Origin of the sequence: Faecalibacterium sp. i21-0019-B1 (assembly GCF_042852915.1) — a bacterium.
Lineage (GTDB): Bacteria > Bacillota > Clostridia > Oscillospirales > Ruminococcaceae > Faecalibacterium > Faecalibacterium taiwanense.
On the sequence record NZ_AP031425.1, the window covers coordinates 1,543,128 to 1,568,802 of the forward strand.

The following is a 25,675-nucleotide window of genomic DNA, read 5'->3' on the forward strand; positions in this document are numbered from 1 at the left end:
TTTATCCAATGTGTCTCGTCAGTTCCGAGCAGATCGTTTTTGCATCACGCTCCGACCGTGCAACGATCAGGAACGTGTCGTCGCCCGAAAGCGTGCCCACCACATTTTTCCACTGCAATGCGTCAAAAACCTCGCATGCGGCGTTGGCCATGCCAGAATAGCACTTTACCAGCACAACATGTCCGGCGTAATCTACCCCCAGCACGGATTCATGAAAGATCGTTTCAAACCTTCCCTGCGTTTTTGGGTTGAAGCTTTCGTTCCGGCTGGAGACATAGCGATACCCCTCTGCCGTGGCAGCTTTTACCAAACACAGCTCCCGGATATCGCGGGAAACGGTGGCTTGTGTTACCTCGAATCCCTCTTTGGAAAGGTGATCCAGCAGAACTTCCTGCCGGCTGATCGGGTGTTCCTGCACAAGCCGGAGAATCACCTGCTGACGTTCTCCCTTGCTTTTTACATCTTCCTTACGGCTGCGCGCCATCGTAAACTCGCCTCCCCCTTATCGTCTGCTGCGAAGCTTCTGGTCAATGGCCTGGAACTGATCTGCTTTTCCGAAGGTGATCAGCTTTACCACCTGATCGGAGAGCCTTACTTCAGCCGTTGCGCCGGCCTTGAGCGGACAGCCAGCTCTGCCATCGCAGCTGATAAACACTTCATCATCGGCCACCTGTCCCACACAGATATTCAGCTTGCGCTCCTGCGCAAACACCATGGCCGGGCTGGCCAGACTGTGCGGGCAGATAGGCGTTACAACAACGCCCTTCGTCTGGGAATCCAGGATCGGCCCGCCCGCCGCCAGCGAATACGCTGTGGAGCCGGTGGGCGTTGCAACGATCACACCGTCCCCACGGTAGTGCTCTACTAAAATATCATCGCAGTAAATGCTGAAATCGATCGCCTGCTGCAGGCGGCCCTTTGTGACCACCACGTCATTCAGGGCGTGGCCCTCCCAGCCATCGTGGCCAAGAACGCGGACATACAGCAGCATCCGGTTGTCTACGCTGAACTCTCCCCGTGCAACAGCGGAGAGCTTGGCTTCCATCTCGCTGACTTCGCAGGTAGCCAGAAAACCACAGCGTCCCAGATTGATGCCCAAGATCGGCTTTGCGTACCGGAGCGAAAGATTTGCCTCATGCAGAATGGTGCCGTCGCCGCCAATGGTCAGGATCACATCTGCCTGCTCAAGGCATTCCTCCAGCGGCAGATAAACCACTCCGGCCGTGCTGCAGCTTGTGCGCGGCTGTTCACACATCAGAACAGCTGCACCATGGTTCATTAGAATCTGCGCCGCGCGCAGTGCGATCTCGTTGGCAGAGGTCTTGCCGGGATTCGGCGAAATATAGATCGTCATGCGGGAAGCTCCTTTTTCTGGTCTGATGGCAGAGCCGCTCAGCGGTCCAGCGTGCTGTGGCTTGCCGCCACCACCTGCTCTGCAACGCTGTCGTCCAGCACGGAAGGTTCACCGCTCTTCTGCACGAACATCAGGTATTCAATGTTGCCCTCAGGTCCCTTTACCGGACTGAAATCCAATCCGCGTACAGCAAAACCGTTTGCAGCAGCATAGCCCATGGCATTGTGCAGCACTTCACGGTGGGTAGCAGGGTCGCGCACCACACCGTTCTTGCCAACCTTTTCGCGTCCAGCTTCAAACTGCGGCTTGACCAGACAAACGCCCATGGCATCCGGCGTTGTGATTGCCTGTGCCACCGGGAAAATATGGTGCAGCGAGATAAACGAGACATCCACACTGAAAAACTCGATCTGTTCGGCAAGATCCTCCGGTTTGACATTGCGGATGTTCGTGCGCTCCATGTTCACTACGCGCTCGTCTGTGCGTAGACTCCATGCAAGCTGTCCATAGCCGACATCCACCGCATAGACCTTGACAGCACCGTTCTGCAGCATGCAATCCGTAAAGCCGCCGGTAGATGCTCCAATGTCCATGCAGACCTTGCCATTGGGCGTAAGCGGGAAACACTTCATAGCTTTTTCCAGCTTCAGGCCGCCGCGGCTGACATAGCCAATGTCGTGCCCGCGCACTTCCACCTTGGCATCTTCCTTAATCATCTCTCCGGCCTTGTCCACCTTTTGCTCATTGACAAAAACGATGCCGGACATGATCAGCGCCTTTGCGCGCTCACGGCTCTGTGTCAGACCATGCTGAACAAGATATTGGTCCAATCGAATCTTCACAGTAAATTTTCTCCTTTCGTCACGGCCATCTGCACGGCCTGTACAAGATGCGCTGCATCCAGACCGGTTGCCTGTTTGATCTGTGACACACTGGCATGCGGAAGACACGCGTTCCGCACTGCACAATGGATAAAGCGCCCATTCCATCCGTTTTGCTGCAAAGCATATTCCAGATGTTCACCAATGCTTCCGTTTGCAATGCATTCTTCTGCGAACAGAATTATTTTATATTTCGACAGATCAGCGATCATTTTGTCTGTAAAGGGATACAGCTTTACAGACTTTATCACATCACACGCAATGCTTTTCTGCTGTAATTCACGTTCTGCCTGCAAAAGGTCGGCCAGTTCGTCGGCGTAACTCACCAGAACGATTGTTGCATCATCCGCTTTGCACAGGAAATTATAATCTTCGCCGGTGCAGCCAAATTCCGCCAGCGCTGCATCCTGCCCACCGCGGGGATAACGAATTGCCCGTGGGCCATGGAAGCGGTCACTCAACAGCTGCTGCAGCCAGTAATTCAGTTCCTGATAATTGGAAGGCGCATACAGCGGCACTCCAAGCTGGCTCAGGAAAGCGGGATCGTAAATGCCCTGATGCGTTTCGCCATCCGCTGGGACAAAACCGGCGCGGTCGATGGCAAAAACTACATTCTCCCGCAGCAGATTTACGTCGTGGATGATCTGATCATAGGAACGCTGCAAGAAGGTGGAATAAATGCATACCACCGGCAGCATGCCCTGACTTGCAAGCCCGGCAGCAAAGGTCACAGCGTGCTGCTCTGCCATACCGACATCAAAAAAACGCTCCGGGTGGCTGTGCGCAAAAAACTGCAGGCCGGTGCCATACTTCATTGCAGCAGTGATGGCACAGATATTCGGGTTCCGGTCACCTTCCGTCACAAGAGCATTGCCAAATACCGTCGAGAACGATTCCTTTGGTGCCACCTCCGGGTCGGGCATTCCATCCGGATCAAATGCCGACACGCCGTGATAGTTGCCGGGGTTTACCTCGGCCGGCTGATAGCCCTTGCCCTTTTTTGTGATCACGTGCAGAAAATGTGGCCCTTGCCGGTTGCAGATGGTGCGCAGTGTGCGTTCCAGCTCTTCCACGTTGTGGCCATCCACCGGCCCGATGTACTGGAAGCCCATATCCTCGAACATGGTAGAGTGGTACATTGCCCGACGCAAAAGCGTCTTGCACTCGGTGATGTTTTTTTTCAGTGGAGCGCCCACCAGCGGTACTCCATCCAAAAAGCTGCGCACATTATCCTTGGCATCAAAATAGGCCGTGGTCGTGCGCAAATGAGTCAGATAGCGGGCAAGTGCACCGACATTTTTAGAAATGGACATCTTGTTGTCGTTCAGGATCACAAGAAGGTTGTCCAACTGTTCAATGTTGTTCATGCCCTCGTAGACCATGCCGCCGGTAAAGGCACCATCGCCGATCACCGCGACCACAAGCCCTGCTTCATGATGCAGCTTTTTGGCCCACGCCATGCCGATCGCAAGCGAAAGCGCCGTGTTTCCGTGCCCGGCAATGAATGCATCGTGTTCACTCTCGTTCGGGTTCGGGAAACCGGAGATCCCGTCGAGCTGGCGCAGCTTATCAAACTGTCCGCGCCGACCCGTAAGGATCTTGTGTGTGTAGCACTGGTGACCGACATCAAACACGATTTTGTCCTGTGGTGTATCCAGAACACGGTGCAGCGCAACGGTAAGCTCTACCACGCCAAGGTTTGAGGCAAGATGGCCGCCCGTCTTGGAAATATTCTCCAGCAGAAACTGGCGGATCTCCGCGCACAGCTGTTTCACCTGCTGTTCATTCAGTTGCTTTAAATCTCTGGGCTGATTGATGCTGTCCAGCAGCAATGCTCCCATAAATCACACGTCCTTCAAATGAAGATTTTCTGTTGCTGCAGTGCGTTCCTGCGTGAAAAAAGAATGTCTCAAGCCAGCGGATACAGGAAGCCGACGGCTGCGCCGACCAGTACGCCTGCCACGACCTGCAGCGGCGTATGGCCGACCATCTCCTTCAGATGCATGTTCTGCAGGAAAGGAGCATTCTTCTCGCTCACTTCGATCCACTGATCGATCATCTGGTTCAGGACCTTGGCCTGCTCGCCAGTCTCATGCCGCACGCCCATGGCATCGTGCATGGTAATGATTGCCACCACGCTTGCCACTGCAAAAATGGCAGAGTCAACACCCACACAGCGTCCGGTTGCAATGACCATGGCACAGACCGTTGCGCTGTGGGCACTGGGCATACCGCCATCACCCCACATGCGTTCCAACTGGAACTTGCCCAGCAGGATAAAATTGATGATGGTTTTAAGCACCTGCGCCACAAACCAGCCGAGCAGTGAAACCGTAAGGATCTGATTGAAAGACAGGATGTTATGAATAAGCTGCATAATCTTTTTCCTTTATTCTGTATGGATTATTTTTAGTTTTTACGCACAAGAAGCTGCTGCGCAAGCTGTTCCAGAAACGCAGCCTTTTCGCCAAAATTCCGGTGCAGTTCCGTGCAGGTCTCCTGATTCAGGTCATGTGCAAGCTTCATGGCACCTTCCGCACCATAAAGGGTCACAAAGGTAGTCTTTCCATTTTCGCTGTCGCTGCCAATGGGCTTACCCAGCTGTTCCGGTGTGCTGGTAACATCCAGCACATCGTCCACGATCTGAAAAACAAGGCCCAGACCATAAGCATACTGTTCCAGCGCTCTGCACTGTGCTTCATCCGCTTTGGCCGCAGCCGCACCCATCTGGATGGCTGCATTGATCAGCGCACCCGTTTTATTGCGGTGGATCAGCCGAAGCTGGTCTTCTGCTGCGGCCAACGCTTCGTATTTCAGATCCAGTTCCTGTCCATAGACCATGCCGCGGCTGCCAGCGCCTGCACCCAGTGCCCGCGCTGCCTGTACACAGACAGACGCATCTGCCGGGGCATTGGCGACTGTCTCAAATGCTTCTGTCAGCAGCACATCACCGGCCAGCATGGCAGTTGCTTCGCTAAACGCCTTGTGGCAGGAAGGACGGCCGCGGCGCAGATCATCATTGTCCATGCAGGGCAGGTCATCGTGAATGAGCGAATAGCAGTGCAGCATTTCTACAGCAGCTGCAAACTGCTGTGCCGCCTGCATACTGCCGCCCAGCATGTCGCAGACGCTGAGAACAAGAACTGCACGGATCCGTTTGCCGCCGCCCATCAAGCTGTAGCGTGCCGCACGGCACACCTCGGATTCTTCCGGCAGAAAACGGCCGCAGGCCGTTTCCAGCGCGGCCATTGCCTGCGCCAGATAATTCTGATACTGCTCCTGATAGTCCATTAGCTTTCCTCCTGCACTGTGCCCGCAAGCTTTGCGTCGATCTCGTCGATCTGCAGCGATGTTTTTTCCAGTGCAGCATGGCAGTACTCCATCAGAGAAGCGGCCTCTGCATACAGTTTGACCGAATCTGCAAGGGTCGTATCCTCGCTCTGCATCTGTGCAAGGAGCGTATTCAGCCGTTCCATGCCTTCCTCAAAACTTTTGGGTGCTCTCATTGATCTCCTCCACCGCTTCCACCATGCACTTTGCACGGCGGGAAGCGCTGCGAACATAGATTGTTTTTTCCGGCTGCAGATCATCTGCATTTAAAATAGTGCCGTTGGCTGCTGTGACCATCGTGTAGCCGCGCGCCAGCACCTTGTATGGATCCAGCGACCCTGTAAGTGCTGCCGCATGACCCAGCTGCAATTCTGCAGAATGCAGGCGTTTCTGCATCTGCTGACGGATGGCATCCTGCACCTGCTGCAGCTGACCCTGACTTTTTTGCCAGTTTCGGCGTGCAAGGCCCTGCTCCAACACAAAGTTGTATTGTTCCAGACCATTATAGCATAAATCAAAACGTTTTTGCATATTTTTGCGAATATTTTGCTGCAAATCCAGCAATATCCGCTCCTGCTCTGCCCGATCCGGTACGGCCAGCTCTGCTGCAGCCGAAGGTGTGGGGGCACGGCAGTCTGCCACAAAATCCAGAATGGTATAGTCGATCTCGTGGCCGATTGCGCTGATCAGTGGTTTTTTGCAGCGGTATGCAGCCCGGGCGATCATCTCTGCGTTAAAGACCCACAGGTCTTCCCGGCTGCCGCCTCCGCGTGCAACGATGATCTCGTCCACCTCTTTGCGCTGATCCAGCTTTTTGATGGCATCGGCCACCTGCTGCGCGGCTTCAAACCCCTGCACTGTCACCGGACACAGCAGCAGCCGTACCGATGGCCAGCGCCGTGTGAGCACATTGCGGATGTCCTGCAGGGCAGCTCCCGTCTTGCTGGTAACAACACCGATGCATTTAGGAAATTCCGGCAGCGGCTTTTTGTGCTCCGGTGCAAACAGGCCCTCCTGCTCCAGTTTCGCCTTGAGCTGTTCCAACGCCAGCTGTGCGGCACCAATGCCATCCGGGAACATATCGTTCACGTACAGCTGAAATGCGCCGTCGCGCTCATAAAGGGTAGCGCGGCAGCGCACGACTACACGCATTCCCTCTTCCGGGCGGAAAGCAAGGCGGCGTGCATCAGTGCGGAACATTACCGCTTTGACGCTGCAGACATCATCCCGCAGAGAAAAATAGCAGTGCCCGCTGCGCGCATTCTGTACAAAATTTGCAATCTCGCCGCGCAGGGCAAGGTCAAACAAAGCATCGTTGGCATCCAGCAGCGTTTTTACATAACGGTTGAGTGCTGAAACGGTAATCACTTCAGCCATAATCCGGCCTCCCGCGCTGCCAGGATCGAAACACCGATGGCATTATCGCTGGAATACTGTCCCGGCACAAAGTAGACCTGCGGCAGACGTTTCTGCACCCATGCACGGATGATATCGCTGCTCATCACTCCGCCAGCACATACCACCGGCAGGCCGGGGTATTCCTTCTGTGCAGCTTTGGTCATTTTTACCACTGTATCCGCCACACAGAGCAGGCAGTACTTGCACACATATTCCGGCGTTTTGCCTGCGGCAAGCAGGGCATTGCACTGGTTTTCCAGCCCGGAAAGGCTGCATTGCATCCCCTTCACGCTGGATTTTGGCTTGATCTCCTCAGTGCACTGTGCAGCCAGACGGGAAACCTCGGCACCCGCCGGGAAGCCAAAGCCAAGCCTGACCCCCACACGGTCCACAGCCTGTCCGGCATAAAGGTCTGTGCTGGTGCCAAGCGTTGTGATCCGGCGCACCTGATCGCAGAGCAGCAGGTCCGTGGTGCCGCCGGAAATATGGAACAGCAGAACTTTTTCAGCAAACAGCTGTTCCCCCTTAGCTGCAAACAGCGCTGCGGCAGCGTGACCCTGCTGATGGGTCGTCAGCACAAGTGGGATCCCTTTTGCATGTGCAAAGGCCGTTGCAGCATTGACACCTGCAAGAAAGCAAGGCATATAGCTGCCTTCTACCGGGCGGGGCTTTTGCGATACGCCCACAGCATCGATCTGCGTCAGATCAAATTCCTGCGCCAGTTCCTGCATCATCTCCGGCAGCGCGACCGTATGATGAAACAGTGCATCGCTTTGCCGCAGGCCCAGCTGGCCCGCTTTTACCGGCAAAAAGCGCTTCTTTGCGCAAACAACCTCTCCAGCTGTATCAAACACTGCCAGAGAGGTTGCATAGTTGCTTGTATCAATGCCAAGCGTATAACGGCTCACTGTTCGGCCTGCTCCGCGTCCAGACCGTGATCCCGGGCCACTGCGCCAAGCAGACCGTTCACGAACTGGTAATCTTCGTCCGCACCATACTTTTTCGTCAGTTCCACCGCCTCGTTGATGGCAACACCGGGCTTATTCTCGCCGCCAAACAGCATCTCGGCAACTGCCAGACGCAGGATGGTCAGGCTGACACGAGGCAGGCGCTCCATGGTCCAGTTGCGCAGATGTGCACGGATCTCATCATCCACCTCGGCAGAATGATCGTAGTATGCGTTCAGCAGATGCTTGCTGAAACCATCCACAGGGTGCTCTTCATCGTTTTCTTCATGGCTGGTAATGGCCTCTGCCAGCGGGATATCACCAAAGGTCTGCGAAAATGCCAGCAAAAATGCATTCTCGCGTGCTTCTCTACGGGGCAAAATATTTTCCATAATGTTCCTCTCGCAGCACGAAGCCTCTCCGGCCAGAGCACAGAGAGGATCGGCTTCCAATTCTGAATTTTATTTTACTTCTCTGCTGCAGTGGTTTCTGCAAGGCCGGCAATCACCAGATTGACGCGGCTCACAGTGACATTGGTCATGTTCTGCACAGCGTTCTTCACGTTTTCCTGCACCTTTTCGGCCACAGCAGGAATGCGTGCGCCAAAGCTCATCATCAGGTTCAGAGTGATGTTTGCGGTACCATCCCGCATTTCCACCACGACCGGAGACTGGATGCTGGATGCTTCCAGCAGATCCTTGAGCTTTTTATTTTGTCTGCCGCAGGAAACCTCGGCAACGCCGTCAATTTCCAATGCTGCGCAGCGTGCGATCTTGCCAATGACTTCGGTGGAGATCTGAAGGCTGCCGCCCCGAAGATCTGTATTCTGAAAATCCATTGTGTTGTCCTCCATTCAAAAGCGGGCACAGCCTGCTTTTTCTTGTTTGAAATGGTCCTGCCTGAAACGATCAATGCCATACGCAGGACAACATCATTCTTTATTGATAGAGTTATTATACCATCAAAGCGGGTGCGATTTCAATACTTGTTTCGGAAAACTCTGCCGCACCTTCTTATTTGACCTCCACCACCGTGATGTTCTGGGCAGTCACAGTGCTTTTGTTCAGCACCACATCCCGGATCTGTGCCACCTGTGCCGCTGTGAGCGGTTCACCGGAGGTCATCACGGTAAGGTCTGCCCGGCCGGACTGCAAAAAGCACAGGCAGTCTGCAAAACCTTTGGCTTTGATCAGCGTTTCGATCTCATTCTCCGCATTCAGATCTTCCAGATTTGCGGTCATCTGGGCGGTATATTCCTTCTTTTCCTCTGCGGAAAGCGACGAGGATTTCATCGTTTTCTTGATGGAATCCATCGCCTCATCGTGGGCCTTCTGTCGCTTAAGCCGAGCCTGCTCAAAAAACTTTGCACCGCTGTCACTGGCAACGCTTACAAGCTGCGCTTCACCATAGTTTTTGTTGGCGCTGGACACCGCTTCGGCCTCTGTGGGCAGCTCATCCAGAACCGTCTGCGCCTGTACCGGGACATCCTCAGCCTCTGCCGCGACCATTGCAGCATTGTCCGGCAGCTCCGTGGGCACATCGCTGCGGGCGTACTGCCAGTTCAAGTATACGGCGATCACCAGTGCGGCAGCCAATGTAACAGCTGTGGCCCTGCGGGTATTTCTGGAAAGTGCTCTCATAAATCGTTCCTCCTTATAAAAGCTGCAGGGTCTCAGCCCTTGCGCTGTTCCACACAAATGCGGTTGGATGGCAGATCCAGCAGTGCGCTTACCAGTTCGGTGATCCGGGCAGCAACGCGGATGTCTCCGCCGCCCTCGCACAGCACGGCCACACCGCACACCTGCGGCAGACATACCGTTTCGGTCAGGGCTGAACCATCTTCCAGCAGGACATGGGTCTGCTGGGACTGCATTTCTCCGGACTGTGTATCCAGCGCATAAATGGCTTCTTCCCCAGTCTCCAGCGTGACCATCACGGTCGTTTTGCCCGCACCGCTCATCTGTGAGATCAGATGTTCCAGCCGGTTCTCCAGCTGTGCCTGATATTCCGTGCTGCTCTGGGCAGACTTTGTGTTTTTTGTGCTGCCCGCTGCCGTGTTCTGCGGAAAAAGTTCCGACAGCAGGATCAACAGCATTGCCAGAATGCCTACTGCCGCAGCAAGCCTTGCTCTGCCCTGTTTCCCTTTACATTTCCGGGCAAAATCTTTCACGGAATCTCCGAACGAAATGCCCCCTGCTTGTTTCATTCGGTGCCCTCCTGTACTTCCAGTATCGGTGCCATGCCAAGCTCCTGCTGCAGATATGCCGCGATCCGGCTCTGCTCTGCGGATGTGCACGCCGCCGGGAGGATCACAAGCACCTTTTCTGCCCGAACGGTCTGTTCTGTCCGGGTCAGTGTGATCTCCAGTTTCACCTTTGTACCAAAGCGCCGCTCACACTCTGCGCAAAGATCCGCTTCCAGCCGTTCCTGCGTTCCCTGCAAGAGCGATGTCTCCGTACTCTGGATGCTGACCGCTGCCGGAGCAGCCGCCGCTGCACTTTTCAGTTCCAGCTTCATCTGCGGGGCCAGCCGGAACAGGATCACTAGAATATATAGCCCGGCAACGGCTTTTATGCATCTGCCCGCCCAGCCTGCGCCCGCCAGCAGCGTCGTGATCTCCGCACAGATACAGGCAATGCAGAACGCTGATGCCGCCGTCTGAAATGCGTGCATTTCCTATCCGCCTCCCGTCATCATCAGAAGCCCCACGCCTACCGTCAGCAGTTCAAAAAACAGTGCCGTTACTGCTGCCATGCATTTTACCGCTTCGGCCATGCAGTCAAACAGCGCCTGACAGCGCCGGTTCTCCGCAAGGCCGCACAGAAGCCTGCATCCTGCAAGGAATAGCAAATGGAGCAGAAGCTGCAGATACAGTGGCAGAAATTCGGCCCCGATCACGGCAAGTGCCGCAAAACCCAGACTGCTTTTGAGCAGCTGCATTCCGGCAAGAAATACTTCTGCCGTATCGCTCAGAGCCTGCCCGATCACCGGCACGCCGCCGGTAAGCAGCTGGCCCAACCGCAGTGCAGAACGGTCCAGCTGAACTGTTACCGCTCTTTGCAGCCCTAACAGCACTGCAAAAATCCGCCCAGCCCAGACAAGCCCCCTGCGCAGCAACGCGCCCATGACACGGCACGTTTCCGAAAGCCCCTGCTGGGTGCTGATGCAGCACGCCATGCTTACCGCAAGGTAGCTCTGCAGCAGCGGACTGACCACAAGCACCGTACCCTGTGCCAGAAAGCACAGTCCGGTCAGCAGCAGACCGCTTGCCGCTGTGCTGGCATTTACCTCTCCACCGGCAGCGAGCACACCGCTGTACACCGGAAGAAAACCCAGAAGGTAGTTTTTCCACCCCTCCATCCGCTCACAGATCAGCTGTGCAAGGCTGATCAGATCTCCCCACAAAAGAGTGCCGCAGCCCACAGCCGCAGCTAGCTCCAACAAGGCGCTGTCGGCTGCTCCTCCCACCAGAAATGAAAGCACGATCAGCAACAGTAAAAACAGCAGAACATCCGCATAGCAGTGTGCCATCTGCCGGATCATCTCTGCCGGTGATCCCGGCAGGAGCGCGAGCAGAGATTTGAGCGGATCTTTGGCAAAGGACTCTGCACTTTGCGGAGCTTTTTCCAGATAAGGCTGCCAAAGCTCCTGTCCGGGTAGGCCCTGCAGCTGTGCCGCAGCGGCATCAGGTGCAAAAGCCAGAAAGCATACGGTGCACAATACAAACGCTGCCGCTTTTTGCAGGAATTTTTTTATCATGCGGCAAGCCCCCAGATCTTCTGGCAGATCTCTTCCAGCAGAGGAAATGCTGCCGCCAGAACCAAACATCGGCCCGCAAACCCGGCGCACCATGCCAGAGTATCCGCACCAGCTTCTTCACACAGGGTCCGCGCGTAATCGGTCAGCAGCAAAATTCCGGCACAGCGCAGCAGGCAGGCAAATGCAGGCCCGTCCACCCGGCGGCTGAAAGCCAGTACATTCCGAAGCAGCTCCTGCACCGCCGCTCCAAGCTGCAGCAGCACAAACAATGCTGCGCCAACGGACAGCAGAAACGCATAGGCCGGTGCATCCTTCCGCAGCAGAAGCTGCGCCGCTGCAAAGACGACCACTGCCCCCAGAATGGAAAAAGATGTACTCATAGTGCAAACAGCGACTTGATGATAACGAACAGTGCGCTGATCTGCTTGACAAGGATGGAAAGCACTACCACAAGACCCGCAAGGGTCGTCATCATGGCCTGATCCTCCCGGCCGGAACGGATCAGCAGCTGGTTCAGGACGGCCACGATAATACCGATCGCTGCAATTTTGAACACAAGGTCGATCTCCAAGTTTTCGTCCTCCTGCCACTACAAAAGAATCAGTGCTGCCACCGCGCCGGCTGCAAGGCCAAGCCTGCACGGTAAGCCCTGCCCGGATGCCGCTTTCTGCTGCGCCTGGTGCAGGAATGCTTCAAAACGGGCAGAGTAATAATCCAGTCGTTCGCATTCCTGTGCCGCTTCGCTTTGGCCAAAGCCGGCAAAGCACTGCTCAAAGCAAAGGCGTTCCGCATCATCAAATCTTTCCGGTGCCGGAATTTCCTGCAGTTTTGGTGCTGCATCGCTTTCCAGCAGCTTTTCCTGCACGAGACACCGCTGCAGCTGTTCCAGATCCAGCCTGCGGTAAGCGATCTCCTGCCGGATGCGCTGCAACAGCTCCACGGTGCGCTGCAGCTGCAGGATATGCTGCTCTGTTCTGGCCTGAAATGCAGAACCGGTCAGCCACCCGCACAGCAGGAGCAGTGCAGCCGCTGCCCAATGAAAAAGCCGCATCATACCGTGCAGACCTGCCGGACTTTTCCCGGCGCTGTGCAGCCGTGCAGCAGTACAAATACACGCAGCATTCCATGCCGCTGTAGCGCCTGCACCTGCGGCCGCCGGGCGGCTTCTTCCACGCTTGCGGCATGGACGCTTGCAACAAAGTCCACCCCGCTGTAAAAGCCCTGTTCCAGCGCTGCAGTTTCGGCAAGCGTGCCCAGCTCGTCCAGCAAAATAACCTGCGGCGAAAGCGTGCGCAGTGCCATCTGCACGGCCCGTTCCTTAGGGATGCCGGACAGCAGATCCAGCGGCGGCATCTTCTCGGAATCACCCGGCGGAAAGATCTCGCAGCGCTCGTCCACCACGCAGGCTCGCCGCTGCATCCCGGCCAGTTCTCGTGCGATCTGACGCAGCAGCGTCGTCTTGCCGCTGTCCGGCTCGCCGATCAAAAGCATCCCAATAAAATGCTTTTTCAGTTGCACCAGAAGTTCGTCCGGCAGCTGTACCGGAACCGCCCTTGCAATGCGCAGGTTCAACCCCTGCACCTGCTGCAGAACCGTCTGGCCGTCGCGATCCACATAGCGTCCTGCCACACCCACCCGGCAGCCGGAGGGCGTGGTCAGAAATCCATGCGCAAGCTCCGTCTGGTGTGCATGTACCGCGCCGCCGCACAGGGTGTGAAAGATCTCTTCGATCTGAAACTGATCCAATACACACTCCCTCAGCTGCAGCGGGCACTCCGGCAGGTCCTGCAGCGGGAGCTGCCGACCCGACAGTGTAACAAAAGCACCACAGCCTGTCCGGAACCGAAGTTCATGGATCTGCGCTGCCGTCTGTGCTGGCAGCTGTCCCAATGGCCCGGCCAGCCATGAGGGAAGCAGGCGTATCGCCCGATAATACTCATCCACACTGTCCTCTCCTTTTTCAGGCTCATTGCCTGCTATGAGTATATGCCTGTCCCTGCCGGATAGAACCTGCGGACATAAAAATATCCCCGCAGCACAAAACTGCGGGGATATCCATTGGAACGGTTTTATCAGATGTTTTCGTCGCTGATCATTGCCAGAAATTCTGCCTCGGTCAGCACCGGGATGCCAAGCGCCTGCGCCTTGGTCAGTTTGGAGCCTGCTGCCGTGCCTGCCACGACATAGGCCGTTTTCTTTGAAACAGAACCGCTGGCCTTACCACCGTTTTTCACGATCAGTGCTTCCGCCTCATTGCGGGAAAGAGTTTCCAGCGTGCCGGTGACCACCAGCGTTTTCCCTGCCAGCTTATCACCTTTCGGTTCGCCCTTCCACTGCATATTCAATCCGGCATCGGCCAGACGATGGACAAGGTCGGTCGTTCCCTCTTTTGCAAAGAATTCCACGACGCTCTGCGCCATTACGCCACCAAACCCATCGATCTCGCTGATCTGCTCTGCACTTGCTTCCCGGACAGCCTGCAGCGTACCGAAATGCTCTGCCAGCAGGGCTGCAGCTTTATCGCCAATGTTGCGGATGCCAAAGCCGAACAGGAGCTTATCCAGATTGTTCTGCTTGGAAGCCTCGATGGCGTTCAGCAGGTTATCGGCGCTCTTCTCCTTGAACTTATCCAGCGTCAGCAGCTGTTCCCGTGTCAGCGTGTAGATATCCGCTGCGGAGTGCACCATGTCCTTCTCCACCAGCTGGGTGGCAACTGCTGTGCCAAGGCCCTCGATATCCATTGCATCGCGGGAAGCAAAATGGATGATATTGCGCAGTGCCTGTGCCGGGCACTCGGGGTTAACACAGCGCAGAGCTGCTTCATCCTCCAGATGAACGACTGGCGCACCGCAGGAGGGGCAGACCGTGGGCATCTCATAGGGCTGTGCATCCTCTGCGTGATTGGTAACACCGATCACTTCCGGGATGATATCACCCGCCTTGCGCACCTGAATGGTATCGCCGATGCAAAGGCCGAACTGATGGATAAAATCCTCATTGTGCAGGGTCGCGCGGGCAACGGTAGTACCCGCCAGAAAGACAGGGTCAAAACAGGCCGTCGGGGTAAGAACACCGGTGCGGCCAACTGCGACCTCAATGCTGCGCAGCGTTGTCTCCTTTACCTCTGGCGGATACTTAAACGCAATTGCCCAGCGTGGAAATTTGTTGGTGGAACCCATCAAATCGCGCTGTGCAAAATCGTTCACCTTGATCACTGCACCATCCATATCAAAATCCAGTTTGGCACGGTTCTGACCGATCTGCTTGATCTCGGCAATGGCCTGCTCAATGTCATGCACGATATGATAGCGCGGCGAGACCGGCAGACCAAGGCTCTTGAGGTAATCCAGACTTTCAGCATGCTTGGTAAGCGTTTTGCCGCGGATCTGCTGCACATTGAAAACAAAAATAGAAAGGCCCCGGCTTCCTGTGATCTTTGCATCCTTCTGGCGCAGCGAACCGGCAGCCGCATTGCGCGGATTTTTAAAGGGCGCTGCGCCCTGCAGCTCCTGCTCTGCACACAGCTTCTGGAACGCGCCATGCGGCATATATACCTCACCGCGCACTTCCAGAAATTCCGGTGCATCCTTCAACTTTTTGGGAATGCTGCGGATGGCGCGGACATTGGCAGTCACATCCTCGCCCACCACGCCATCGCCGCGGGTAGAGGCACGAACCAGCTCACCGTTTTCGTATTCCAGACTGCAGGAAAGGCCATCGATCTTGATCTCCACCACATACTCCGGCTCTATGCCGGCTTCCCGCACGCGGCGGTCAAAATCCCGCAGCTCATCATACGAAAATGCATCCAGCAGGCTTTCCATTTTTACCGCATGGGTCACCTTGGGCAGCTTGCTGCTGGCCGTGCCGCCTACCTTCTGGGTAGGCGACGATGCCGTGACCAGCTGCGGAAACTGCGCTTCCAATTCTTTCAGTTCCCGGGTCAGAGCATCATACTCAAAATCTTCAAGCTCCGGGGCATCCTGGTCATAGTAAAGCCGATTGTTTTTCTCGATCACAGCGCGCAATTCTTCCACGCGCTTTTTTGCCTGTTCCAACTCCAAAAGTTCCACTCTCCCGCTATCCGGTTTCTCCCGCGCTGCCGTCCGGCACTACCGCCTGAAAATGCATCGCAGAAAACTATTTTGATTATAACACATCCAGCCGCGCTCTGCAAAGAGAAAGCGGATACAATTTGTATAAGTGCTTTGAAATCTGCAGGTGTAATCGTTTTCAATCATCACTGCAGATTGATTCAAAATCAACACATGGAGATACTCTTTGTTTATTCTTTTGATAAAGCAACGTCTTATCGTTTAATTTCTCCACATCCATAACGAGTGAATCGTCCTGTGGTATCGTTGAGTCGCCAGCCAAAACACACACAGAAAGGGCAACGCATTCGTCGTGAATGCTTTAGGCCTTGGCCCCCGGCATCGTCCTCATGATGGTCGTGTTCCGTTCGTCACCACGGCAAAGAAAGCCGGTGTGGATGAGCATGTCATTAAAAAGATTGTCGGCCACTGTATTGATGATGTTGCCGAAAAGTCGTATACTAAAAGAGGCATTGAGTGGATTCGTCATTTCATGCAATGCATCGTACCATCCTAGATTTTGTACTATTATTTTAGGAGAAAAGCTGTTCCGATTTGTGAATTAAGTATCATACCGTTTCAAGAGGAGATCAAGCTGCCATGGATTGGGAAACATTAAGATCAAGCTGTCTTGCCTGCACCCGCTGCGAGCTGTGCAAGACCCGCACCAATGTGGTGTTCGGTCAGGGTGTGGAAGATGCCGAAGTTCTGTTTGTGGGCGAAGGCCCCGGCCAGAATGAGGATGAGCAGGGTCTGCCCTTTGTGGGGCGCAGCGGCCAGCTGCTGGACAAATATCTGTTTGCCATCGACCTTGACCGCACGAAGAACTGCTATATTGCAAACATCGTCAAGTGCCGCCCGCCGCAGAACCGTGACCCCCAGCCTGCTGAGAGCGAAGCCTGTATGCCCTGGCTGCGGGAGCAGTTCCGCCTGCTGAAGCCAAAGATCGTGGTCTGCCTTGGCCGCATTGCCGCCCAGCGGATGATCCGAAAGGATTTCTCCGTGACCAAGGAGCATGGCCAGCTGTACGAAAAGGGCGGCATCCTGTTCATGGGTACCTTCCACCCTGCCGCTCTGCTGCGCAGCCCGCAGAACAAGCCTGCAGCCTTTGCTGATTTTACTGCCCTGCGGGACAACATTGAAACGGTGTGCAAACATACCTATCATAAAGACTGAATCATTCCCGCTGCAAGAACCAAACACCTTCCTTTTGCATACTCTAAAACAAAAAGAGAGGTGTTCGATTATGGAAACTGCACGACATGATTCCATTGATTTCTTTCTGGGTGCCACAACGCCTGCCGGTTTCAAGGGCTATTTTGAACCGCTGCGCCACGAACCCGGTATGCAGATGTACCTGATCAAAAGCGGGCCGGGCTGCGGCAAATCCACCCTGATGAAGCGGCTTGCCCGTGCTGCCGAACAGCGCGGCGAACTGACGCAGCGCATCCACTGTGCCAGCGACCCGGACAGTCTGGACGGCGTGATCCTGCCCGGGCAGCACAGGGCCATCGTGGATGCCACTGCGCCCCATGTGGTGGAGCCGGATGCTCCCGGTGCGGACGAAGTGGTGGTGAGTTTGTACCACACTATCGATGCAGAAAAGCTGCACCAGTGCACCGATGAGGTCAAGGCGCTGTTTGCCCGCAACGCTCTGCTGCGCAGCCGCGCTGCACGATATATTGCATCGGCAGGCAGCCTTTTGCTGGACAGCCGCCGCGCCGAAGCCTGCAGCGCCAATTTCGACAAGGTGCGCCGTTATGTCAAACGGCTGTGCACCCGGGTGATGCCGCGCACGGAAGGCATTGGCAGCGAAGAGCTGCGCCTGCTTTCCGCCGTCACCCCCAAGGGTGAAATGTTTTATCAGGGCACTGCACAGGCATTGGCGGATAAGTTCATCGTGTTCCGGGATGACTACGGCGCGGTGTCCCGCCTGCTGCTGGAGCTGATCCGTGCCGAAGCCCTGACGCGGGGCTACCACATTATTACCTGTCCATGCGCCATGCACCCGGAGGATAAGATCGACCATATCCTGATTCCGGAGCTGAAGCTTGCCTTCCTGACGGATAATCGCTGGCATCCGGTGCATCTGCCCAGTGTGCAGGCTGTGCGGTGCACCCGCTTCCTTGACAGGGAAAATCTGGCAGCGTACCGGGCACGGCTGCGCTTTAACGAGCGTGCTGCCGCCGAACTGCTGGAACAGGCCAGTGCCCTGATGGCACAGGCCAAGAGCTGCCACGATGAGTTGGAGACCTATTACCGTGCAGCGGTGGATTTTGGCAAAGTGGATGAAGCGGCAGCAGAATGCATGGAGATGTTCGGCCTGAAATAATCAGTTTGTGTCGACGAACCGGGAGCTTTTCTGAAGACCGTCCGCTGGGGTGGGGCCCTGTTGCCGTGAGGCAATAGGGCGGGCGATGGAATGGTCCGAATCGTGTCTGAAGAGAAATTACCGGTTCGTCAGTGTATCCCAAAAGCGGAGGTGAAATGCTTTGGCAACGGTTCATCTGCCCATCCGGCAGCTGGTGGAATTTCTGCTGCGGACCGGCAGCATTGACAGCCGGTTTACGGGGTTTGACCGTGCACTGGAAGGTGCCCACATCCACCGCAAATTGCAAAAAGCTGCCGGAGACGGCTATCAGGCTGAGGTATTTCTCTCCGTAGAGCGGCAGGCAGAGGACATCACTTTTACCCTTGAGGGCCGGGCTGACGGCATTTTTACCGATGAGACTGGCACGGTAGTCATTGATGAGATCAAGACCACCACTGTGCCGCCGGAAGAGATCACTGAGGATATGAACCCCTGCCACTGGGCACAGGGCATGGTGTACGGTGCCATTTATGCCGCACAGCAAAGCCTGCCGGAACTGAACGTCCGGCTGACTTATTATCAGATAGACAACGATCAGATCATCCGCTTTATCCGCCGCTTTACGCAGCAGGAGCTGGATGAATTTCTTGACAAATTATTGTGCCAGTATGCTCCGTGGGCGCAGCGCCGGATAGAGTGGGATGTAAAGCGTACTCAGAGCCTTGCGGCACTGCAGTTCCCGTTTGCGCAGTACCGGCCCGGACAGCGGGCTATGGCGGGCGAGATCTACCGCGCCTGCCGCGCTGGCAAGACCGCCGACTGCAAGGGCGGTACGCGGCTGTTCTGTCAGGCTCCTACCGGCATTGGCAAGACCATGAGCGCGCTTTTCCCCGCGCTGAAAGCCATGGGCGAAGGCAACGGAGAAAAGCTGTTCTATCTCACGGCCCGCAACACGACCCAAACTGCCGCCGAGGATGCCTTGACCCGGCTGCATACGGCCCAGCCAGAGCTTGCCCTGCGCAGTGTGACGTTGACCGCCAAGGAAAAGGTCTGCCTGCATCCGGATGCAGAGGGACATCCCGCCTGCCTGCCGGAGCTTTGTCCCTACGCCAACGGCTACTACGACCGCATCAAGGATGCACTGACAGCTCTGCTGGACGGTACCGGCAGCTTTGACCGCGCAGCGCTGGCCGGGGCGGCAAAGCGTTTTTCGGTGTGTCCCTTTGAACTGGAGCTAGACCTGAGCGAGTGGTGCGATGTGGTCATTGGGGATTACAATTACCTGTTCGATCCGGTGGTGCACCTGAAGCGGTTCTTTGATTCTTCCGGCGACTGGTTGTTTTTGGTCGATGAAGCACATAATCTGCCCGACAGAGCCAGAGCAATGTATTCTGCACGCTTTTGTAAAAGCAGCCTGACCGAGGCAAAACGCGCATTGGGCAAGGGCAAAAGTGCTTTAAAGACCGCTCTGACCAAAGCAGACAAAGCCCTGCTGGAAGCCCGGAAAGCCTGCGTACAGCTTGCACCCCGGCACAGCAGCCAGACCGATGCCGCAGACCCGGCACAGACCAGTCTTTTGCCTGAAAACACTGCCCCCGCACTGGAACTGCCCGAACCGCTGTATGCACAGGACAGTACTGTGTTTTTGCAGGAGCCGCCCTCTGCCCTGCTCAGTCCGCTGCGGGCCGTACAGGCACCTTTGCAGGACTGGCTGGAAGCGAACCCGGATGCCGAAGTACATGCACAGTTGCTGGAGCTTTATTTTGCTGTACAGGACATCGCCCGTGCTGCCGAACGATACGACAGCCACTTTGTCACTCAGCTTACCGCGCGCGGCAGAGAACTTGAATTGCAGCTGCTGTGTCTGGACCCGGCACCTTTTGTGGATGCCAGCCTTGCCGCAGGGCGCAGCGCAGCGCTGTTCAGTGCAACGCTGGCTCCGCCCTCGTTCTACCGCAGTGTTCTGGGCTGCAGCGATGCACGTGCCGTCGCACTGGACAGTCCCTTTCCGGCTGAAAATCTGGGGCTGTATTGCCTGCCGAATATCTCTACCCGCTACCGCGACCGCGAAGCCAGCGTGCAGGCAGTTTCGGATGCACTGGCCCAGCTGGTGCAGGCCAGAACGGGAAACTACTTTGCCTTTTTCCCAAGCTACGCATATCTGCGGCAGGTACACGAAGATTTTGCAGCACGTTACCCGGGCATTCGCACCCTTGTGCAGGAAAGCCGTCTGGATGATGCCGCTCGGGCTGAATTTCTGGCTCAGTTTGTGCCGGACCCGGCCGAAACACTTCTGGGTTTTGGCGTGATGGGCGGCATCTTTGGTGAGGGAGTTGATCTTGCAGGCAGCCGCCTGATCGGGTGCGCCATTGTGGGTGTGGGCCTGCCGCAGGTAAATCCGCAGCAGGAAATGCTTCGCCGTTATTATGACGCACAGAACGGCTTTGGATTCGATTATGCCTACCGCTATCCCGGCATGAACAAGGTACTGCAGGCCGCAGGGCGCGTGATCCGCACGCCGGAAGACAGAGGTGCGGTGCTTTTGCTGGACGACCGGTTTGCCCAGCAGGAATACATCCGGCTGTTCCCTCCTCACTGGCGGCATATCCGCTATCTGCGCAGCTGCGAAGAACTGGCCGCTGCCCTGCAGGACTTCTGGAATAAATGAGACCCAAACAAAAAGGCACTGCCGCACCCAAAACAGGAGCGGCAGTGCCTTTGCTTCTTTTTTGTTTTATTTTGCTGCTTTCCGGTTCTGCTGCAGGCTATCCCACGAGGGCATTTCATTGCGCAGCTTTTCCCACATGGGCATTGCCGTGCCGGTCTGCCTGCGCAGAGCATCGAACGCTTCGTCCAGATACTTCATTTCGGACACTGCGTGCATGGCGTGATCCGAAACGCACAATCTGCCCAGCGGTGTTTTTGTCATGGTAAACACCATCGCTTCCATCTTACGGCGGGCCGATGTGCCGGGCTGGAAATTATCGGTGTTGTTGGCATCGTTCACCGGGATGCCCGCATCCTTGAGCATCAGGCAGGCTTCATAGGCGGCATCCAGAATGGCACCGCGCTGCTGCTTGGTGGCCCGGTGCAGATCGCCGTTGCAGGCATAGCATACATAGCACGCCGGCAGAACGAATGCAATGTGGCACTTGAGCCATTCATCCATATCGCCATAGAAGGTCAGCTTGTATTTTGCACCGTCAAAGGCGGTCTTGAGCCGGGTTCGGAAGGTGCCCGAAAGCGGAGTTGTGGCACCGCCCACCGTCATGCCAGCACTGGCGTACACACTGACCACATGGTCGTGTTCACGGCGGCCTGCCGTGCCCTGAAAGCCGAATGCGATCTTATCCGCCGGGCGCTGCATGAATTCCAGCACCTGCTTTGCCTGCGGGTTGTTGCCCACAAACACAAAATACTGGCTCTTGTTGGCCTTGAGCACAGGAAGCACATCCGGCAGCTGGCCCGCCTGCACGACCACAAAGACGAGATCATAATAATCATCCGGGGCAAGAGTGTCCACGGTTTTGATCCGTTCCGTTGTGGTCTTGCGCTGCACCCAGTGGCGGATGACCAAACCCTTCTGGTCGATCATTTCCTTCCACTCTCCGCGTGCAAGCAGCGTGACAACGTTCTTTTTGTTCTGCATCAGCACATGGGCCAGCTCGCAGCCCAAAACGCCCGCACCGTAAACCAGAATCCTCATCCAGATACGCCTCCCTTATGTGTGTTAAGGTTTGCTTACTTTTTCAAAAACGAGAAAAAGCCTTTTTTCTCGTAAGGTGCACTGCTTACGCCCTTGACCTCATAGCCGGTTGCATTGATGGCATCCCGCAGCTTCTGCTCGTCCAGCGGCTGTTCCGAGTGGATCACCGTCTGGGCTTTTGCCTGCGAGGACGACACCCTTTTTACCTCCGGGAAGGCCTTGCGCACGGCTTCGTTGACATGGCTCTCGCACATGCCGCACATCATACCATCTACTTTTACGATCGTTTCAATCATTTTATTCCCCTCCAGATTTTCTGCGCGCATCGGCCCGTTGACGCGGAATCTGTTAGGAAACGCTAACCGCAGTTTCAAACAAACCGCCGTCGGGAACTGCCCGGCAGCGGTGCGGAGCGGTTCCCTGTTCTGTGGTGGGTCTGCTCAGAAAATGCACGCATGATTTCTTGTCTTCATCATATCACACCAGTGGGCTAAATGCAAGATGAAAAATACCCCATCCCGGTTTTTGCGCTTTTCACTCATGCACCCGGTATCCTGCTGCCGTGGTCAGTATTCAATGCCCTTCCGGGCGGAAATTCCCCTCTGGTAAGGGTGGCGGTGGCACTTCATCTCCGTGGCATAGTCGGCGGCATCCAGCATCCACTGCGGCGCAGCATGGGCAGTAAGCACGCATTCCTGCTCTGCCGGGCGTTCCAGCACAGCCTTTTGCAACAGGGCTTTATCCACCATATCCAGTTCCCATGCGCTGCCTGCTTCGTCCAAAATCAGCAGGTCGGCAGGGTCGGCCATGGCAGCTGTGAGGTTCGCATTCTGCAGCTGGCGGGTGGCTTCCTTTTCCGCTTCGTTCATCTGGAACACGAATTTCTGCCCCGCCTTGCCGCGGTACACCTTTGCACCCAGCTGTTCCAGCAGCGGCACCTCGCCGCTTTTGCCGCCTTTGAGGAACTGCAGGATCACCACCCGCTTTCCGCTGCCCATGGCCCGCAAAGCAAGGCCCATGGCAGCGGTGGTCTTGCCCTTGCCATCACCATAATATAGATGTAACAGCCCTGTACGCTTCATGGTCATTTCTCCTTTTGTCTTTGCGTTTATGGTAACACAAACCCAGCAAAAAAGGAAGAGGAAGCACCCGAAGGCGCTTCCTCTTTCAAACAATGCGATATTTACTGGTACAGCGGAAAATCCCGGGTCAGCTTCAGCACACGGTCACTGATCTCGTCCTTCTTCTCGTCGTAGTGCCAGATGCAATCGGCGATGCAGTCGGCGATCACCTTCATCTCGGCCACGCCCATGCCGCGGGTGGTAACAGCCGGGGTGCCCAGACGCACGCCAGAAGTCACGAACGGGCTGCGGGTCTCGCCGGGGACAGTGTTCTTATTGGCGGTGATGTGCACGCTGTCCAGACGTGCTTCCAGCTCCTTGCCGGTGCACTCCTCGTCACGCAGGTCGATCAGCATGAGGTGGTTATCCGTACCGCCGGACACCAGCTTGACACCGCGTGCCTGCAGCTCTGCTGCCAGAGCCTGTGCATTCTCCACGATCTTGCGGGCATATTCCTTGAACTCCGGCTTCAGTGCTTCACCAAAGCAGACAGCTTTTGCGGCGATCACATGCTCCAGCGGGCCGCCCTGGGTGCCGGGGAACACGGCAGAATTGATGCGCTTTGCAAGAATGGGATTGTTGGTCAGGATCAGACCGCCGCGGGGGCCGCGCAGGGTCTTGTGGGTGGTGGTGGTCACAACATCAGCATACGGCACAGGGCTCTGGTGATAGCCGCCTGCCACCAGACCGGCAATGTGGGCCATATCCACCATCAGATATGCACCATAGCCGTGGGCAATCTCAGCGATCTTCTCAAAATCGATGGCACGGGGATATGCAGATGCACCGGCCACGATCAGCTTGGGGCGCACCTTTTTAACCTGCTTTTCCAGCTCAGCATAGTCGATCACGCCGTCGGCATTGACACCGTAAGAGACAAAGTTATAGTTCTTGCCAGACATGTTCACCGGAGAACCGTGGGTCAGATGGCCGCCCTGAGACAGGTCCATGCCCATGACAGTATCGCCCAGATCCAGCAGAGCAAAATAAACTGCCAGATTGGCCTGTGCACCGGAGTGGGGCTGAACATTGGCATATTTTGCGCCGAACAGCTTGCAGGCACGCTCGATGGCAATGTTCTCCACCTCGTCCACATAGACACAGCCGCCATAGTAGCGCTTGCCGGGCAGGCCCTCGGCGTACTTGTTGGTCAGGATGCTGCCCATTGCGGCCATGACGGCGGGAGAGACGATGTTCTCACTGGCGATCAGTTCAATGTTCTGGCGCTGACGGTTCAGCTCGCGATCCATGGCTGCGGCCAACTCCGGATCAACGGTATTGACCAGACCGATGGTGTCCATCATTTCATTGTACATAATATTCTACCCCTCTCAATTTCCGGAGAAAGCCCCGGATCTCTGGATCTCTTCAAGCCACCCTGCTCCGCGCACGAACCGAATTGCTTTCTTTTATCATAGCAGAAAGCTGCAGAATCTTCAACTTCCATTTTGCCAAAAGGCTTGCTTTTTTCGTCTGAAGTGTTTATTATACTTGTATAAAAATGCAGTGTCGTTTTTGTATATTTTTCAAGTCAGTCAACCTTCAGATGAAGCGAGGTGTTCTCTGGTGACGGTCAGTGAAGCAAAGCAGACCCAGCGCAAAGCGGGCCGGGCCGCACGCAAGGCTCTCGGCCCGGAAGAACGCAAGGCTGCAAATGCCGCTTTGTGCGCATTCCTCTGGCAGCTGGCTGCCGTGCAGAATGCGCAGACCATCCTGCTATACGCAGCGTTTGGTTCCGAAGCCGACCTTTCTGCCCTTGCGGAAAAGGCGCAGGCGCAAGGCAAAACGCTGGCCTATCCGGTGTGCGGCGAGGCGTATTCCCTTACAGCCGCTGTGCCCGGCCCGGACGGCTGGGAGATGGGACAGTACGGCATCCGCACCCCCATCCTGAGCCGGTCGGAGATTCTGCTGCCGGAAGCGCTTGATCTGGTCCTTGTACCCTGCACGGCTTTTGATGCAGACTGCTTCCGGGTCGGCATGGGCAAGGGCTATTACGACCGGTATCTTCCCCGCTGCAAAAACGCGGTGAAGATCGGCATTGCATTTGAGGCACAGCGGGTGGAACATGCTGCCGTAGACGAGCACGACCAGCGGCTGGATGCCTATGTAACAGAGAGGGGTATTTACAAATGGAAATGACTAAGCTGAGCTGTGAGAAATTTCTCGCAGAGCTGGCCAGCAAAGCCCCCACGCCGGGCGGCGGCGGAACGGCGGCGCTGGTGGGTGCTGCCGGTGTAGCGCTGGGCAATATGGTGGGCAACCTGACCACCGGCAAAAAGAAATATGCCGCCGTGGAAGCAGACATTCAGGCCCTGAACACAAAGGCCGATTTCCTGCGCAAAGAGCTGGAGGCGCTGGTGCAGGCCGATGCCGATGCCTTTGCGCCGCTGGCTGTGGCCTACGGCCTGCCCAAGAACACACCAGAGCAGGCTGCACACAAAGCCGCCGTGCTGGAAAAGGCGCTGGATGCCGCCTGTGCCGTGCCACTTGAGGTCATGGAAAAGTGCGCCGAGGGCATTGCTCTGGTGGAAGAATACGCCGCCAAGGGCAGCGTGATGGCCGTCTCGGACGCAGGCTGTGCAGCCGCTCTGTGCAAGGCAGCCTTGCAGGCCGCAAGCCTGAATGTGTTCATCAACACAAAGCTGATGGCAGACCGTGAGCGCGCTGCTGAGTTGGACGCAAAAACAGACAAACTGCTGGATGAATTTGTGTCGCGGGCAGACGCTGTTTTTGCATCCGTGACGAACAAATTGCGGAATAAGTGAGGAAAAGTA

Annotated in this window: 29 protein-coding genes; 5 read left to right on the forward strand and 24 right to left on the reverse strand. The window is 56.0% G+C overall.

Annotated features, from left to right (window positions below; all coding sequences use genetic code 11):
- Position 1: 1 nt before the first annotated feature.
- The 20 genes from ACGHP1_RS07810 to ligA all read right to left on the reverse strand — a co-directional run bounded on the left by ACGHP1_RS07810 (position 2) and on the right by ligA (position 15,742).
- A complete protein-coding gene (locus tag ACGHP1_RS07810; protein WP_005942062.1) occupies positions 2–484 on the reverse strand; it encodes an arginine repressor in 483 nt (160 codons plus the stop codon).
- Positions 485–502: 18 nt separating this feature from the next.
- A complete protein-coding gene (locus tag ACGHP1_RS07815; RefSeq protein ID WP_005942060.1) occupies positions 503–1,354 on the reverse strand; it encodes an NAD(+)/NADH kinase in 852 nt (283 codons plus the stop codon).
- A gap of 38 nt (positions 1,355–1,392) precedes the next feature.
- Positions 1,393–2,196 (reverse strand): TlyA family RNA methyltransferase, encoded by an 804-nt coding sequence (locus ACGHP1_RS07820; protein WP_005942058.1) that lies wholly within the window; start codon positions 2,194–2,196, stop codon positions 1,393–1,395.
- Positions 2,193–4,076 (reverse strand): 1-deoxy-D-xylulose-5-phosphate synthase, encoded by a 1,884-nt coding sequence (dxs, locus tag ACGHP1_RS07825; protein WP_097781772.1) that lies wholly within the window; start codon positions 4,074–4,076, stop codon positions 2,193–2,195. The genes ACGHP1_RS07820 and dxs overlap by 4 nt, the downstream gene beginning before the upstream one ends.
- 68 nt (positions 4,077–4,144) lie before the next feature.
- On the reverse strand, positions 4,145–4,612 hold the full coding sequence (locus ACGHP1_RS07830; RefSeq protein WP_390508842.1) for a divergent PAP2 family protein: 468 nt from the start codon (positions 4,610–4,612) through the stop codon (positions 4,145–4,147).
- A 32-nt stretch (positions 4,613–4,644) separates the two neighbouring features.
- On the reverse strand, positions 4,645–5,526 hold the full coding sequence (locus ACGHP1_RS07835) for a polyprenyl synthetase family protein (RefSeq protein ID WP_390508844.1): 882 nt from the start codon (positions 5,524–5,526) through the stop codon (positions 4,645–4,647).
- Complete coding sequence (gene xseB / locus ACGHP1_RS07840) at positions 5,526–5,741, reverse strand: exodeoxyribonuclease VII small subunit (RefSeq protein ID WP_242702821.1); 216 nt, start codon at positions 5,739–5,741, stop codon at positions 5,526–5,528. Before xseB ends, ACGHP1_RS07835 begins: the two co-directional genes overlap by 1 nt.
- Complete coding sequence (gene xseA / locus ACGHP1_RS07845; RefSeq protein WP_390508847.1) at positions 5,719–6,942, reverse strand: exodeoxyribonuclease VII large subunit; 1,224 nt, start codon at positions 6,940–6,942, stop codon at positions 5,719–5,721. The genes xseB and xseA overlap by 23 nt, the downstream gene beginning before the upstream one ends.
- Positions 6,930–7,871 (reverse strand): glycoprotease, encoded by a 942-nt coding sequence (locus ACGHP1_RS07850; protein ID WP_097781770.1) that lies wholly within the window; start codon positions 7,869–7,871, stop codon positions 6,930–6,932. The genes xseA and ACGHP1_RS07850 overlap by 13 nt, the downstream gene beginning before the upstream one ends.
- Positions 7,868–8,302, reverse strand: a complete 435-nt coding sequence (nusB, locus tag ACGHP1_RS07855; RefSeq protein ID WP_005942043.1) for a transcription antitermination factor NusB — start codon at positions 8,300–8,302, stop codon at positions 7,868–7,870. Before nusB ends, ACGHP1_RS07850 begins: the two co-directional genes overlap by 4 nt.
- 74 nt (positions 8,303–8,376) lie before the next feature.
- Positions 8,377–8,763, reverse strand: a complete 387-nt coding sequence (locus ACGHP1_RS07860; RefSeq protein WP_005942042.1) for an Asp23/Gls24 family envelope stress response protein — start codon at positions 8,761–8,763, stop codon at positions 8,377–8,379.
- 160 nt (positions 8,764–8,923) lie between these two features.
- A complete protein-coding gene (locus ACGHP1_RS07865) occupies positions 8,924–9,550 on the reverse strand; it encodes a SpoIIIAH-like family protein (RefSeq protein WP_005942037.1) in 627 nt (208 codons plus the stop codon).
- 32 nt (positions 9,551–9,582) lie between these two features.
- Complete coding sequence (locus ACGHP1_RS07870; protein ID WP_154259850.1) at positions 9,583–10,116, reverse strand: stage III sporulation protein AG; 534 nt, start codon at positions 10,114–10,116, stop codon at positions 9,583–9,585.
- A complete protein-coding gene (locus tag ACGHP1_RS07875) occupies positions 10,113–10,583 on the reverse strand; it encodes a hypothetical protein (RefSeq protein WP_154259852.1) in 471 nt (156 codons plus the stop codon). Before ACGHP1_RS07875 ends, ACGHP1_RS07870 begins: the two co-directional genes overlap by 4 nt.
- A 3-nt stretch (positions 10,584–10,586) precedes the next feature.
- Positions 10,587–11,669, reverse strand: coding sequence for a stage III sporulation protein AE (locus ACGHP1_RS07880; protein WP_005942031.1), 1,083 nt, complete (start codon positions 11,667–11,669; stop codon positions 10,587–10,589).
- Positions 11,666–12,049 carry a stage III sporulation protein AD gene (locus tag ACGHP1_RS07885; RefSeq protein WP_120119865.1) on the reverse strand — a complete coding sequence of 128 codons (384 nt, stop codon included), beginning with the start codon at positions 12,047–12,049 and terminating at the stop codon, positions 11,666–11,668. The genes ACGHP1_RS07880 and ACGHP1_RS07885 overlap by 4 nt, the downstream gene beginning before the upstream one ends.
- Positions 12,046–12,240, reverse strand: a complete 195-nt coding sequence (gene spoIIIAC / locus ACGHP1_RS07890) for a stage III sporulation protein AC (RefSeq protein ID WP_154259856.1) — start codon at positions 12,238–12,240, stop codon at positions 12,046–12,048. The genes ACGHP1_RS07885 and spoIIIAC overlap by 4 nt, the downstream gene beginning before the upstream one ends.
- 18 nt (positions 12,241–12,258) lie before the next feature.
- The gene (locus ACGHP1_RS07895) at positions 12,259–12,723 is read right to left on the reverse strand and encodes a hypothetical protein (RefSeq protein ID WP_154259857.1); all 465 of its coding nucleotides are present in this window, start codon (positions 12,721–12,723) and stop codon (positions 12,259–12,261) included.
- Positions 12,720–13,613 (reverse strand): ATPase, T2SS/T4P/T4SS family, encoded by an 894-nt coding sequence (locus ACGHP1_RS07900; protein WP_390508853.1) that lies wholly within the window; start codon positions 13,611–13,613, stop codon positions 12,720–12,722. Before ACGHP1_RS07900 ends, ACGHP1_RS07895 begins: the two co-directional genes overlap by 4 nt.
- 128 nt (positions 13,614–13,741) lie before the next feature.
- Positions 13,742–15,742: an NAD-dependent DNA ligase LigA gene (ligA, locus tag ACGHP1_RS07905; protein ID WP_349935168.1), complete on the reverse strand. Its 2,001-nt coding sequence runs from the start codon at positions 15,740–15,742 to the stop codon at positions 13,742–13,744.
- Positions 15,743–16,363: 621 nt separating this feature from the next.
- On the opposite strand from ligA, the gene ACGHP1_RS07910 reads away from it, so the two are divergent.
- The 3 genes from ACGHP1_RS07910 to ACGHP1_RS07920 all read left to right on the forward strand — a co-directional run bounded on the left by ACGHP1_RS07910 (position 16,364) and on the right by ACGHP1_RS07920 (position 20,742).
- The gene (locus ACGHP1_RS07910; protein ID WP_005942018.1) at positions 16,364–16,939 is read left to right on the forward strand and encodes a uracil-DNA glycosylase family protein; all 576 of its coding nucleotides are present in this window, start codon (positions 16,364–16,366) and stop codon (positions 16,937–16,939) included.
- Positions 16,940–17,009: 70 nt separating this feature from the next.
- Positions 17,010–18,095 (forward strand): hypothetical protein, encoded by a 1,086-nt coding sequence (locus ACGHP1_RS07915; RefSeq protein ID WP_097781765.1) that lies wholly within the window; start codon positions 17,010–17,012, stop codon positions 18,093–18,095.
- Between the two features lie 160 nt (positions 18,096–18,255).
- Positions 18,256–20,742 carry an ATP-dependent DNA helicase gene (locus ACGHP1_RS07920; RefSeq protein WP_390508856.1) on the forward strand — a complete coding sequence of 829 codons (2,487 nt, stop codon included), beginning with the start codon at positions 18,256–18,258 and terminating at the stop codon, positions 20,740–20,742.
- A gap of 66 nt (positions 20,743–20,808) precedes the next feature.
- Here the strand turns inward: ACGHP1_RS07920 and ACGHP1_RS07925 are convergent, their stop codons facing one another.
- From ACGHP1_RS07925 to glyA, 4 genes are all read right to left on the reverse strand, one after another.
- Positions 20,809–21,780 carry a ketopantoate reductase family protein gene (locus ACGHP1_RS07925; RefSeq protein ID WP_097775482.1) on the reverse strand — a complete coding sequence of 324 codons (972 nt, stop codon included), beginning with the start codon at positions 21,778–21,780 and terminating at the stop codon, positions 20,809–20,811.
- 35 nt (positions 21,781–21,815) lie between these two features.
- Entirely contained in the window at positions 21,816–22,076 is a 261-nt protein-coding gene (locus tag ACGHP1_RS07930; RefSeq protein WP_044953687.1) for a heavy-metal-associated domain-containing protein, read from the reverse strand.
- Positions 22,077–22,346: 270 nt separating this feature from the next.
- Complete coding sequence (locus ACGHP1_RS07935; protein WP_337679063.1) at positions 22,347–22,862, reverse strand: cob(I)yrinic acid a,c-diamide adenosyltransferase; 516 nt, start codon at positions 22,860–22,862, stop codon at positions 22,347–22,349.
- A gap of 101 nt (positions 22,863–22,963) precedes the next feature.
- Positions 22,964–24,217 carry a serine hydroxymethyltransferase gene (gene glyA / locus ACGHP1_RS07940; RefSeq protein WP_005942005.1) on the reverse strand — a complete coding sequence of 418 codons (1,254 nt, stop codon included), beginning with the start codon at positions 24,215–24,217 and terminating at the stop codon, positions 22,964–22,966.
- A gap of 250 nt (positions 24,218–24,467) precedes the next feature.
- Between glyA and ACGHP1_RS07945 the strand changes: the two genes are divergently transcribed.
- Positions 24,468–25,040, forward strand: a complete 573-nt coding sequence (locus ACGHP1_RS07945; RefSeq protein WP_207698063.1) for a 5-formyltetrahydrofolate cyclo-ligase — start codon at positions 24,468–24,470, stop codon at positions 25,038–25,040.
- Positions 25,031–25,666: a cyclodeaminase/cyclohydrolase family protein gene (locus tag ACGHP1_RS07950; RefSeq protein WP_390508860.1), complete on the forward strand. Its 636-nt coding sequence runs from the start codon at positions 25,031–25,033 to the stop codon at positions 25,664–25,666. Before ACGHP1_RS07945 ends, ACGHP1_RS07950 begins: the two co-directional genes overlap by 10 nt.
- Positions 25,667–25,675: the final 9 nt, after the last annotated feature.